This is a genomic window from Eubacterium sp. AF22-8LB (assembly GCF_003458715.1).
GTDB lineage: Bacteria > Bacillota_I > Bacilli_A > Erysipelotrichales > Erysipelotrichaceae > Holdemanella.
This window is the reverse complement of record NZ_QRVI01000007.1, coordinates 1-12,353: the sequence shown is the minus strand read 5'-3', so window position 1 is coordinate 12,353 and position 12,353 is coordinate 1. Positions and strand designations below refer to the sequence as shown.

Below are 12,353 nucleotides of genomic sequence, written 5' to 3'. Positions count from 1 at the left end.
TAAAATATGAGTATTAACAATTTTGCCTCGATTCAGGTTCGCTTAGCGAGTCCAGAAACGATTTTAAAATGGAGTCATGGTGAAGTAACAAAGCCTGAGACAATCAACTACCGTTCACAAAAAGCTGAACGTGATGGTTTATTCTGCGAACGCATTTTCGGTCCAACTAAGGACTGGGAATGTGCTTGTGGTAAATATAAAAAAGTACGTTTTAAAGGTGTTGTTTGTGATCGTTGTGGTGTAGAAATCACAAAAGCAAGCGTAAGACGTGAACGTATGGGTCACATCCATTTAGCTGCACCAGTAGCTCATATTTGGTATTTACGTGGTATTCCTAGCCGTATGGCATTGTTGTTGGATGTAACACCAAAACAATTAGAAGAAGTCGTATATTTCGTAAGCTATATTGTTACAGATCCAAAAGAATCTGGTTTAGCATATAAACAAATTCTTTCTGAACGTGAATTCCGTGAAAACCAAGCTATTTATGGTTCAACAGGATTTACAGCTCAAACAGGTGCAGAAGCTGTACTTCGCTTATTGCAGGATGTTGATTTAGAAGCTGAATATCAAGAAGTACAAGATGCTCTTGAAAAAGCACAAGGAGAAAAACGTAAGAAATTAATCAAGCGTTTAGATACAATCAATGCATTCCGTAACAGTGAAAATTTACCAGAATGGATGATTCTGACAAACATTCCGGTAATACCACCTGATTTACGTCCAATGCTTCAATTGGATGGTGGTCGTTTTGCGACAAGTGACTTAAACGATTTATATCGTCGTGTTATCACTCGTAACAATCGTTTACGTAAATTGTTAGATTTGGGAACTCCAAATATTATCGTACAAAACGAAAAGCGTATGTTACAGGAATCTGTAGATGCTTTAATTGATAATGGTCGTCGTTCAAAACCTATCACAGGTGCTGGTGGACGTGCATTAAAATCATTATCACACTCATTAAAGGGTAAACAAGGTCGTTTCCGTCAGAACTTATTAGGTAAACGTGTTGACTTCTCAGGTCGTTCCGTAATTGCCGTAGGACCAGATTTGAAAATGTATCAATGTGGTATTCCACGTGAAATGGCAGTTAACTTATTTAAACCTTTTATTATCAATGAAATCGTAAATCAAGGATTGGCTCAAAATCCTAAAAATGCTGAAAAATTAATCGAACGTCGTGACCCTCGTATCTGGGATGTTGTTGAAAAAGTAATCGATGGCTATCCAGTATTGATGAACCGTGCGCCTACATTACACCGTTTGGGTATTCAGGCCTTCTTGCCTAAATTAGTTGAAGGACGTGCAATGCGTCTTCACCCATTAGTATGTACAGCGTTCAACGCCGACTTCGATGGTGACCAGATGGCCATCCACGTTCCATTAGGAGAAGAAGCTCGTGCCGAAGCATTAGTTATGATGTTAGGTTCTCACAATATCTTAGGTCCAAAAGACGGTAAACCAATCGTTACGCCAGGACAGGATATGGTTATGGGTAACTTCTATTTAACAATGGAAGAAACTAAAGACGAATTCTATGCAGAAGCAAAACACTACGAAGAAGTTGGCTGTCCATTAGAAGCAGCACACTGGCACCGTTTTGGTGAAAATGAAGGTCATGTATATACAGACGAAGATGAAGTTATGATGGCTTATCAGTCAAAACAGGTTCACCTTCATACTCGTATCGCATTGCCTGTATGCAATATGCATAAAACATCATTTGATGAAAAACATAAAAATGATTATTTAATTACAACTGTTGGTAAGATTGTATTCAACTCAATGTTCCCTGAAGATTTTCCTTATATCAATGAAGTTTCTAAGGAAAACTTTATCCGTACGCCTGATAAATATTTTGTAGCTCCAGGACAAAACATTAAAGAATATATCGAAGCAATGCCTTTAGTTGATGCGGTTAAGAAAAAAGATTTAGGTAAGGTTATTGCCGAGGTCTTCAAACGTTATGATGCAGATCAAACAGCTGAAATTCTTGACCAAATCAAATCATTAGGATTTGAATATTCAACAGTGGCAGGTATTACTGTTGCCTTATCTGATATCGAAGTGGCTCCTCACAAAGATGAATATATCGATGAGGGTCGCGTAAAAGCCGATCAATTAAAACACTTACAACGTAAGGGTATGTTGACAATGGAAGAATGGGAACGTCACTTATCTAAGATGTGGGATGATCAAAAAGACAAGATCGTTACATCATTGATGAACAACTTGCCTCGTAAAAACCCAATCAACATGATGGCGACTTCTGGTGCCCGTGGTAACGCGTCAAACTTTACTCAGCTAGCTGGTATGCGTGGTTTAATGGCGAAACCAGGTCACGCTAAAGCTGGTGCTGGTGAATATGTTCCAACCATCATAGAAGTTCCTATCTATTCTTGTTTCCGTGAAGGATTGAACGTAAGTGAGTTCTTTATCTCGACTCACGGTGTGCGTAAAGGTCTAACCGATACTGCCTTGAAGACTGCCGAATCTGGTTACTTAACTCGTCGTTTAGTTGATGTTGCTCAGGATGTAATTATCAAAGAAGACGATTGTGGTACAGATAAGGGTTACTGGATTGAAACTTTAATGGATCGTAAAACAAACTCTGTTATCGAACCATTACAGGATCGTTTAGTAGGTCGTTATTCAAAACAAGATGTAACTGACCCTAACACAGGTGAATTAATTATTGCGAGTGATGAATTTATCACAGATGAATTAGCTAAGAAAATCGTTGATGCAGGTGTTACAGGAATGTATATCCGTTCTGTATTTACTTGTAAGTCTCGTTTAGGTATTTGTCGTAAATGTTATGGACGTAACATGGCTACTGGTAAAGACGTAGAAGTCGGTGAAGCTATTGGTATCATGGCTGCCCAATCTATCGGTGAACCAGGTACACAGTTAACAATGCGTACATTCCATACTGGTGGTGTTGCCGGTGCCGGTGCCGAAGATATCACTCAAGGTTTGCCTCGTGTTGAAGAATTGTTCGAAGCACGTTGTCCAAAGGGTGTTGCGGTAATTGCGCAAATTTCTGGTGAAATCACTTCAATCGAACGTATTGAAGGAACAATGCGCCAAGAAGTTATTATCACAAATGAACACGAAAGTGTTTCTCATAAAATCAATGCGAACCAGTCAATGCGTCCATGGGTTCAAATCGGAGCTAAGATTGAAGCCGGTGTAGCATTAACTGAAGGTCCATTAGATCCAAAAGAATTGTTACGTGTTGCTGGTGTACGTGAAGTTCAAGACTATATCTTGAAGGAAGTTAAGAAGGTATACCAAAGCCAAGGTATCGAAATCAGCGATAAGCACTTGGAAGTAATGATCAAACAGATGATGAAGAAAGTAATCGTTGTAGATAGTGGAGATACTGATTTAAATGTTGGTGTTCAATTGTCATTGAATAACATCACTAAAATCAACCGTGATGCTTTATTAAGTGGAAAAACTCCAGCTACTTTCAAGCCTGTATTATTAGGTATTTCTAAATCTTCTGTTGAAACAGATTCATTCTTATCTGCCGCTTCTTTCCAGGAAACTACAAAAGTACTTACAGATGCGACAATCAAAGGTAAGGTTGACCACTTAATTGGTTTGAAAGAAAATGTTATCATAGGTAAATTGATCCCAGCAGGTACTGGTTGCCAAGGTGATCGTCCACAGAACTTAATTGTTGCGGCTAAGGCAAAAGAACTTCGTGATAAACGTATTGCTCGTATGAATGAAGTTCATAGTGAAGAAGCTGACAAATTTGATAAATTAGTATCAGGTTCTGATGATATGGACGTAATGGACAATACTGAACCTTCTGTAGAAGAATCAATTCTACAAGATGCTGAAACTACAGATAACGGTTCAATGGACATCCAATCTGAAGAATAAGAACATAAGGAGTAGGTATATGCCTATTCCTTTTCTTTAGGAGATTGTATGGAAAAATATTTTGATTTAGGAAGAGCCTATTATACATATTTAAAAAACAGCACAAAGAAAAATCAATGTACTGTTAGTATTGTATGTGATGATATTGATATAAAACATAATATTATGGATGGCCTGTTATTTGATGGTGCATTTATATATGATGGGTATCAACAAAATGTAGATGGTTATATTACTGTTTGTGATGGAAATATCGAATTAGAAGGATGTAGTGTATCTGATTTAAAATTTGATCATTATACATCCAATTCAAATGGAACGATAATAAAAAAGTAGGACAATTGTCCTACAAGATTTGAATATTATTTTTTAAGCATGTATCAATCATGTCCTGAGGCCATAAGCTAGCCTGGACTTCTCCGATATGTGCTTTTTTTAGTAGCAACATACATAGTCTGGATTGACCAATTCCACCACCTAAAGTATATGGAAGTTCTTTGTTTAAAATGGCTTTATGGAAAGGAAGTTCACATCTTTCCATGCAATTTTCTTTTTTTAACTGTTCTAACAAAGTATCTTCATCAACACGAATACCCATAGATGAAATTTCTAGTGCGCTCTGTAAAGGTTCATACCAAAATAAAATATCTCCATTTAATGTCCAGTCATCATAATCGGGTGCACGTCCATCATGTTTTTCATTGTTCGATAGCTTGTCACCAATTTGCATAACAAAAACGCATCCATGCTCTTTTGTGATCGCATTCTCCCTTTCTTTCGCATTTAGATTTGGGTACATATCTAATAGTTCTTGACTAGTGATAAAGAAGATATCATCTGGCAAATGATTTACAGCCTGAGGATATTTATACCACACTTCATGTTCCATATGTTTAATGACTTTAAAAATAGTACGTACATGAGCTTCTAATGTTTCTTTTGTACGTTCATTTTTAGAAATGACTTTCTCCCAGTCCCACTGATCAACATAAGCAGAGTGGATATTATCCAATTCTTCATCCTTACGAATGGCATTCATATTTGTATATAAGCCTTCATGTAATTTAAAACCATATTTCTTTAAAGCCATACGCTTCCATTTTGCTAAGGAGTGTACAACCTCCATTTGTTCGTTAGGCAATTCTTTCATAGTGAAAGATACGGGTTTTTCGGTACCATTTAAGTTATCATTCAATCCTGAACTTTGTGTGACATATAAAGGTGCTGAAATTCTTGAAAGATTTAATTCTTTACCAAATTCATATTGAAATGTATCACGAATATATTTAATAGCTTCTTGCGTTTCTCGAACAGTTAATACTGGATCGTAGTTTTCAGGTATAATAAGTTTCATATAATCCTCTCCTTAATGTAAGTATTGTATCACAAATAATGAAAAGATTTTCAATAAATTTTATGATAAAATCATTTTATGAACATTTTATTTTCAATTAATGCCAAATTCATAGATTTGACAAAGACATGTATACGTTCCATTATTCGTTTTGACAAGAATATTGACTTCTATATTTTGTATCATGATTTGCATCAAAAACACATGGATGATTTAAGAAATTCCTTTTTAGAGTGTTCTTTTCATTTTATCGAAGTGAAGGAAGAAGAGTTTAAAGAATTTCCTATTTCCTCTCGATATCCATTAGAAATCTATTATCGATTATTCGCATCGGATTTATTACCAGATACATTGGATCGTATTTTGTATTTGGATGTGGATATTGTTGTGATTCAAAGTTTAAGGGAATTGTATAACATGGCTTTTGAAGATAATCTTTATATCGCATCTAGTCATGTAAGTGAGAACATGACGCATTTAAATGCGAAAAGATTGGGATTAAAAGAAGATGTACCATATATTAATACAGGTGTATTGTTGATGAATTTAGAGGCTTTGCGCGAACAATTGAATAAACAAGATATTTTAGATTATGTCAATGAATATAAGAAGAAGCTTGTACTCTTTGATCAAGATGTATTGACTGCTTTATATGGGGATAAGACAAAACTAGTAGATTATCGTAAATATAATTTGAGTGAAAGAATGATGAATTTCTATAATTTAAGAAATCCAAGAAGTAGGATAGATCTTGATTGGGTGAAAAAGAATAGTGTTATCATACATTATTGTGGAAGAATGAAGCCTTGGAATGGCAAATATATAGGATGTTTAGATTGTTTTTATAGGGAGTTGGAAAAATGAGAGATAGGTTTTCAAATCGTTTAGGATTTATTTTAATTAGCGCAGGATGCGCAATCGGAATTGGCAATGTTTGGCGCTTTCCATATATTGTAGGACAATATGGAGGTGCTGCCTTTGTCTTAATTTATTTATTTTTTCTAGTTATATTAGGATTGCCAGTAATGGTTATGGAATATTCGGTAGGTCGTGCCAGTCAAAAAAGTGCTGCCTTATCTTTTGATGTGTTAGAGCCTAAGGGCTCAAAGTGGCATTTTATGAAGTATGTAGCTATGGCAGGAAACTATATATTGATGATGTTTTATACTTCGGTGTGTGGTTGGTTGTTTTATTATTTCTACAAGATGTTGATAGGTGATTTTAATGGCTTAGATGTAACTCAAATTAATAGTGAGTTTGGTGTGATGTTGGCAAATCCATGGATTCAAGTTGGCATGATGTTTATCGTTGTATGTATTGGCTTTTTCATTTGTTCAAAAGGCTTGCAGAATGGGGTAGAAAAAGTATCAAAATATATGATGTTGTGTCTATTGGGATTGATGTTAGTTTTAGCGGTTCGCTCATTAATTTTGCCAGGAGCAATGGAAGGTGTTAAGTTCTATGTGTTGCCAGATTTTTCAAAGATGCAAAATGTATCTGAAGTTGTATTTGCGGCAATGGGTCAGGCCTTCTTTACTTTGAGTTTAGGTATTGGTGCCATTGCGATATTTGGCAGCTATATTGATAAGAGTAAAAAGTTAACTTCGGAAGCCATTACAGTAGTTTGTTTAGATACGTTTGTTGCATTGGTTGCAGGCTTTATTGTGATTCCTGCATGCTTTGCGTATCATGTGGATCCTGGACAAGGTCCCGGATTGATTTTTCAAACTTTACCAAATATCTTTGCGAATATGAAGTTTGGCAATCTTTGGGGAGCCTTATTCTTCTTGTTCTTGAGCTTTGCGGCATTGACAACAATTATTGCGGTATTTGAAAATATTGTCACAATGACAATGGAGTGGACAGGATGGTCCCATGCGAAAACCATCAAAGTAAGCTTTGTGCTTGTCTTTGTATTGTCATTACCTTGCGCATTAGGATTTAATGTATTGTCCTTTATTCAGCCAATGGGTGCTGGCTCAACGATTCAAGACTTAGAAGATTTTATTGTATCAAATAATTTACTTCCATTAGGTTCCTTATGTTATGTATTATTTTGTTCATCCAAATATGGATGGGGATTTAAAAACTTTTTGAAGGAAGCCAATTGTGGAGAAGGAATTTCTTTTCCTAAACAGGTATGTTTCTATGTTTCATATATCATTCCTGTTATTATTTTGGTAATATTTATACAGGGATATATCTCTAAATTTTTCTAGGAGGAGCAGTTATGATCAAAAAAAGAAAAGTAGTAATCGTTGGTGCAGGGAATGTAGGTGCTAGTACAGCGTTTTGCATGATCAACCAAGGGATTTGTGATGAAATTGTTTTAATTGATATGAATACCGAAAGAGCCAAAGGAGAAACTTTGGATATGATTCATAGTATTGCCTTTATGAATCGTAATATGCAGATTAAATTAGGAGATTATACAGATTGTAAAGATGCAGATGTTTTAGTGATTACAGCAAGTGCTCCAATGGGTAAGGAAAACGATCGCTTAGTGGCTTTAAAATCAAGTTCAAAAATTGTTACAAGTATTGTTTCAAGTGCAATGGAAAATGGTTTTAATGGATTTATTGTGGTTGTTTCAAATCCAGTAGATATTATGACATATGTAGCATATAAGGTTTCTGGTTTACCTGCAAATCAAATTATTGGTTCAGGTACATTACTAGACTCAGCTCGTTTACAATGCCATATTGCCGATTGCATTGATGTGGATACAAAGAGTATTCATGCGTATGTTTTAGGTGAGCATGGAGATAGTGAAATGATTCCATGGAGTACAGTTCGTGTGGGTGGTAAAGATATTTACCAAATCATTAAAGATAATCCAACTCGTATGAATGAAAGTATGTTTGACAGCATTCATGAAGCGGTTAAGAAGGATGGCTGGGAAATTTTTAACCGAAAAGGAAATACTTGTTACGGTATTGCGGCAAGTACAACAAGAATTGTTCGTGCATTGATGTTCAATGAATCTGTAGTGCTTCCTGTTTCTACATATTTAGATGGTCAATATGGACAAAACGGAGTATATACAAGTGTTCCGGCAATTATTGATGCGACAGGTGTCAAAGAGGTTGTCGAAATTGAAATGGCAGAGGATGAAAAAGCTCAGTTTGATTCTTCTTGTAGTCATCTACAAAGTTTTTACAAGGAAGTTTAAACTTCCTTTTCTTTTAGTATAGGAGGTGTTAAGGTTGGTACAAGGACAAAAATTAATGACTTCTGGTTCCATACCTAAACAAATGATATTTTTTGCGTTACCCATACTATTAGGTAACCTTTTTCAACAATTATACAATACAGTGGATTCTTTGATTGTTGGAAATTTTTTAGGAAGTCAGGCACTTGCGGCCGTTAGCTCTAGTGGAAATATTATTTTCTTGATGATTGGATTCTTCAATGGAGTCGCGATTGGTGCTGGTGTTGTTATTTCACGATATTTTGGTGCTCGAGAAATTGAACGTATGCAGAATGCGATTCATACAACGGTTGCGTTTGGATTGATTGTAAGCTTTATTATGACACTTGTGGGAATCTTTTTTACACCTACTTTACTTCGTTGGATGGGGACACCCGAAAGCGTAATGGCAGCTTCGGTTACGTATTTTAAAATTTATTTTTTAGGTTCCTTTGGCTCGATTATGTATAACTTTTTTGTAGGTATACTACAAGCGGTTGGAGATAGTAAGCATTCACTTTATTATTTGATTGTTTCAAGTATTGTAAATATTGTATTAGATTTATTCTTTATTGCAGTACTTAAAATGGGAGTTGGATCGGCTGCAGCGGCTACCATTATTTCGCAATATATTTCAGCTGGTCTTTGTCTGTATTTATTGTTGACGACAACAGGAACACATCGTATTATTCTATCCAAGATTAAAATTCATAAGGAATATCTAGGTGAAATTTTAAAGTATGGTTTGCCTAGTGGATTTCAGAATTCAATTATTGGATTAGCGAACGTAGTTGTTCAATCGAATATCAATTCATTTGGTGATATGGCGATGGCAGGCTGTGGAGCTTATTCTAAGATTGAGGGCTTTGCGTTCTTGCCAATCACAAGTTTTACTATGGCACTTACAACTTTTGTAGGACAGAATCTTGGGGCTCGTCAATATGATCGTGTTTTAAAGGGTGCTAAGTTCGGTATGATGTGTTCAATGATTTTGGCAGAAATTATTGGTGTGATTATCTTTGTTTTTGGTTCACAATTTATTGCTGCCTTTGATGCAACTCCTGAGGTTATTCAATTTGGTACATTGCGTGGACAAACGAGTGCTTTCTTCTTCTGTCTATTGGCATACTCACATTGTGTGTCGGCTATTTTAAGAGGAGCTGGAAAGTCAATGGTTCCAATGATTGTCATGATGGTTTGTTGGTGCTTTGTGCGTGTTGCAGGCCTTACAATTATGGGAATGCTGATTCACAATATTTGGTGTGTATATTGGATTTATCCAATTACATGGTCTTTATCGAGTATAACTTTCTTTATCTATTATCATAAGGTCGATTGGCTTCATGCATAAATTTGACAACTGGATTTAAGAAGTGATAGACTAATATCGAGGTAGATAACTATGAAATCAATGTTAGAAGAATTAAAAGATGTAAAAATTAAAAAACATACAGTTACATCTATTGAATATGATTGCAAGTCTGAAGAAAAAGAGGACGAAGTATTTGATCAGGTTCATAATATTGTCACAAATCATTTAGATGACTTCGCAAAGATTACTTTTGATGTAGAAGCAGATCACAAAGTAAAAGTAGAAATTAGTGAAAACTAGTTAGGCCATTAGAAAATGGTCTTTTTTTTGTTTTTGTATAGTTTTGGTAATTATATATTTGATACAATGAGTACAAGAAAGATATGTAGGTACAATAATATGATAATTAAGAAAATTACATCAAAACAAGATGGATTAAAGTTAGAGATTGCGATTATGGAGTGTGAGAATCCAAAAGGAATCATACAGTTTTCACATGGGATGGCAGAGCATAAGGAGCGCTATTTTGATTTTATGCAGTATTTAAATGATCGTGGCTATATTTGTGTGATTCATGATCATAGAGGGCATGGCAGCAGTGTAAAATCAAAGAATGACTATGGATATTTCTATACTGAAAATGCCGATTATATCGTGGATGATTTATTTCAAGTAACAGAATATGTACAGGATACGTATCCTGGATTAGAAGTTACTTTGTTCAGTCATAGCATGGGAACATTGGTAGCTCGTTGTTACTTAAAAAAATATGATGCGCATATTCGTCGTTTGATTTTGTGTGGTCCTCCAACAGAAAATTCGGCAGCAAGTCTTGGTTTAGCATTAGCTAAAATAATAAAGCCTTTCTATAAGGAAAAGAAAGGCAATGGTTTATTGAATAAGATGGCTTTTGCGGGTTATGAAACAGAAAATCGTTGGTTAAGTAAAAATCCAGAGAATGTTGATCGATATGAAGCAGATGAATTATGTGGATTCTTGTTTACAACAAATGGGTTTATTAATTTATTTCAATTAATGATTAGAGCTTTTGATAAAAAAAATTGGAATGTTAAAAATGAGGATTTACCAATACTTATGATTGCAGGTCAAGAAGATCCGGTCATTCAGGGAAAGGATAGATTTGAACAATTGAAACAATTTTTAATGGGTGTTGGATATAAGAATGTATCTAGTAAATTGTATCCGACTTTAAAGCATGAAATCTTAAATGAAAAAGAGAATCAAATGATTTACGAGGATATATATGAATTTATAAAAAATGCCAAGGATTAGTTCCTTGGTATTTTGGATAAAAAAAACTCGCATATGCGAGCTTAAGTTTTACATGGAGCAGGTGATGAGAATCGAACTCACGTAGTCAGCTTGGAAGGCTGAAGTTCTACCATTGAACTACACCTGCAACAAATAATGGCTGGGGTACCTGGATTCGAACCAGGGAAATGCAGGAGTCAAAGTCCTGTGCCTTACCGCTTGGCTATACCCCAATAAGTGGTGGAGAAGGACAGATTCGAACTGCCGAACCGAAAGGAACTGAGTTACAGTCAGCCGCGTTTAGCCACTTCGCTACTTCTCCATCATATGGTGGAGGTTAACGGACTCGAACCGCTGACCCTCTGCTTGTAAGGCAGATGCTCTCCCAACTGAGCTAAACCTCCGTAAGTGCCTATTTATAATAGCACTGAGTTTAAATTAATGCAAGCACTTTTTGTAAAAATTATTTGAATTTTAAATTTGTTTAAAATTAAGGCTAAAATAATAGATAAAACGACTATAATCAATGTTTCTTTTGTTCCTTTATAAAGGATAACAACAAGGAATACATAGAGCAAAAAATTCAATATGGTAGTGCTTGATATTGTGTTTTCTGTATATGTGAAGCATGTACTGAATAAAATGGCTAAAAGAATTGTTGAAAGAATCCAGCCTTTTGTATCTTGTCGATTGGCTGAGAAAACTAAATAACTAAAGATTGCCCACACTATAGTGAATGTTGTCCATGTTAGAAATATATCTTTTGGCATTGTGTGTGTAAGAATCGTAGAGAATAGTGAATAACTAACAAAACAAATAATGTTAAATAATGTCGTATTCAATGTTGCTGTTTTTTCAGAATGTGAATAAAGTGCAATAATGCAATTTGTAAAAATCCACAGTGGCAAGTTTGATAATAGCTTTGTTGGATTGAAGTAAACGATAAATGGTTTAATAAATTCAATGTTTAAAGGTATAAAAGATATGAATCCAAACACCACGGCTATCAAGGTGATACAGATGGTATATAGCCATGTGTTGCAGTTTTTTCTTTTCATTATTTTTTAACCTTCTTTGAATAGATTATTGCGATGGCTAAAAATAAGATACCTATATATAGGAATGTATAAGCCAGGTTATAGGCGAATATAAATAAGCAGATGGCTGCAATTAGATATAAGATAGATGAAACAATGTTTTTGTTCATAAATGACCTCCTAATAAACTAAATTATATCACACAAAAAGAAAAGCTCCCATTGGGAGCTTTCAGATTGTTGACAAAAGCCTATACCTTTTCGTAAGGACATAGGTTTTTTATTGTAT

10 protein-coding genes and 4 tRNA genes are annotated in these 12,353 nt (G+C 35.1%); 8 read left to right on the top strand and 6 right to left on the bottom strand.

All coding sequences use genetic code 11. From position 1 onward, the window contains the following. The first annotated feature begins 6 nt into the window (after positions 1-6). Both rpoC and DWY01_RS03890 read left to right on the top strand, forming a co-directional pair. Entirely contained in the window at positions 7-3,900 is a 3,894-nt protein-coding gene (gene rpoC, locus DWY01_RS03895; protein WP_117993376.1) for a DNA-directed RNA polymerase subunit beta', read from the top strand. Positions 3,901-3,948: 48 nt separating this feature from the next. Continuing rightward, positions 3,949-4,236 carry a hypothetical protein gene (locus DWY01_RS03890; protein WP_117993373.1) on the top strand — a complete coding sequence of 96 codons (288 nt, stop codon included), beginning with the start codon at positions 3,949-3,951 and terminating at the stop codon, positions 4,234-4,236. 10 nt (positions 4,237-4,246) lie between these two features. Here the strand turns inward: DWY01_RS03890 and asnA are convergent, their stop codons facing one another. Beyond that, complete coding sequence (asnA, locus tag DWY01_RS03885; protein ID WP_117993371.1) at positions 4,247-5,254, bottom strand: aspartate--ammonia ligase; 1,008 nt, start codon at positions 5,252-5,254, stop codon at positions 4,247-4,249. 78 nt (positions 5,255-5,332) lie between these two features. On the opposite strand from asnA, the gene DWY01_RS03880 reads away from it, so the two are divergent. The 6 genes from DWY01_RS03880 to DWY01_RS03855 all read left to right on the top strand — a co-directional run bounded on the left by DWY01_RS03880 (position 5,333) and on the right by DWY01_RS03855 (position 11,049). Beyond that, the gene (locus DWY01_RS03880) at positions 5,333-6,118 is read left to right on the top strand and encodes a glycosyltransferase family 8 protein (protein WP_117993368.1); all 786 of its coding nucleotides are present in this window, start codon (positions 5,333-5,335) and stop codon (positions 6,116-6,118) included. Next, a complete protein-coding gene (locus tag DWY01_RS03875; RefSeq protein ID WP_117993366.1) occupies positions 6,115-7,473 on the top strand; it encodes a sodium-dependent transporter in 1,359 nt (452 codons plus the stop codon). The genes DWY01_RS03880 and DWY01_RS03875 overlap by 4 nt, the downstream gene beginning before the upstream one ends. An 11-nt stretch (positions 7,474-7,484) precedes the next feature. Next, a complete protein-coding gene (locus DWY01_RS03870) occupies positions 7,485-8,426 on the top strand; it encodes an L-lactate dehydrogenase (RefSeq protein ID WP_117993363.1) in 942 nt (313 codons plus the stop codon). A 55-nt stretch (positions 8,427-8,481) separates the two neighbouring features. Further along, positions 8,482-9,795 carry an MATE family efflux transporter gene (locus tag DWY01_RS03865; RefSeq protein WP_117993580.1) on the top strand — a complete coding sequence of 438 codons (1,314 nt, stop codon included), beginning with the start codon at positions 8,482-8,484 and terminating at the stop codon, positions 9,793-9,795. A 51-nt stretch (positions 9,796-9,846) separates the two neighbouring features. After that, positions 9,847-10,056, top strand: a complete 210-nt coding sequence (locus DWY01_RS03860; RefSeq protein ID WP_003864747.1) for a hypothetical protein — start codon at positions 9,847-9,849, stop codon at positions 10,054-10,056. Between the two features lie 99 nt (positions 10,057-10,155). Continuing rightward, positions 10,156-11,049, top strand: coding sequence for an alpha/beta fold hydrolase (locus DWY01_RS03855; RefSeq protein ID WP_117993361.1), 894 nt, complete (start codon positions 10,156-10,158; stop codon positions 11,047-11,049). Positions 11,050-11,102: 53 nt separating this feature from the next. On the opposite strand, the gene DWY01_RS03850 is transcribed toward DWY01_RS03855, so the two are convergent. From DWY01_RS03850 to DWY01_RS11495, 5 genes are all read right to left on the bottom strand, one after another. Beyond that, positions 11,103-11,176 (bottom strand) — tRNA-Gly (locus DWY01_RS03850). Positions 11,177-11,185: 9 nt separating this feature from the next. Further along, positions 11,186-11,261, bottom strand: a tRNA-Gln gene (locus DWY01_RS03845). 5 nt (positions 11,262-11,266) lie between these two features. Next, a tRNA-Tyr gene (locus DWY01_RS03840) sits at positions 11,267-11,350 on the bottom strand. A 6-nt stretch (positions 11,351-11,356) separates the two neighbouring features. Then, positions 11,357-11,432: transfer RNA gene (locus DWY01_RS03835), tRNA-Val, on the bottom strand. Between the two features lie 653 nt (positions 11,433-12,085). Continuing rightward, positions 12,086-12,235 (bottom strand): hypothetical protein, encoded by a 150-nt coding sequence (locus DWY01_RS11495; protein ID WP_158553651.1) that lies wholly within the window; start codon positions 12,233-12,235, stop codon positions 12,086-12,088. Positions 12,236-12,353 lie beyond the last annotated feature (118 nt).

Coding starts and splice junctions, on each gene's coding strand:
- rpoC (WP_117993376.1), top strand. CDS start 7: ATGAGTATTAACAATTTTGCCTCGATTCAGGTTCGCTTAGCGAGTCCA.
- DWY01_RS03890 (WP_117993373.1), top strand. CDS start 3,949: ATGGAAAAATATTTTGATTTAGGAAGAGCCTATTATACATATTTAAAA.
- asnA (WP_117993371.1), bottom strand. CDS start 5,254: ATGAAACTTATTATACCTGAAAACTACGATCCAGTATTAACTGTTCGA.
- DWY01_RS03880 (WP_117993368.1), top strand. CDS start 5,333: ATGAACATTTTATTTTCAATTAATGCCAAATTCATAGATTTGACAAAG.
- DWY01_RS03875 (WP_117993366.1), top strand. CDS start 6,115: ATGAGAGATAGGTTTTCAAATCGTTTAGGATTTATTTTAATTAGCGCA.
- DWY01_RS03870 (WP_117993363.1), top strand. CDS start 7,485: ATGATCAAAAAAAGAAAAGTAGTAATCGTTGGTGCAGGGAATGTAGGT.
- DWY01_RS03865 (WP_117993580.1), top strand. CDS start 8,482: ATGACTTCTGGTTCCATACCTAAACAAATGATATTTTTTGCGTTACCC.
- DWY01_RS03860 (WP_003864747.1), top strand. CDS start 9,847: ATGAAATCAATGTTAGAAGAATTAAAAGATGTAAAAATTAAAAAACAT.
- DWY01_RS03855 (WP_117993361.1), top strand. CDS start 10,156: ATGATAATTAAGAAAATTACATCAAAACAAGATGGATTAAAGTTAGAG.
- DWY01_RS11495 (WP_158553651.1), bottom strand. CDS start 12,235: ATGAACAAAAACATTGTTTCATCTATCTTATATCTAATTGCAGCCATC.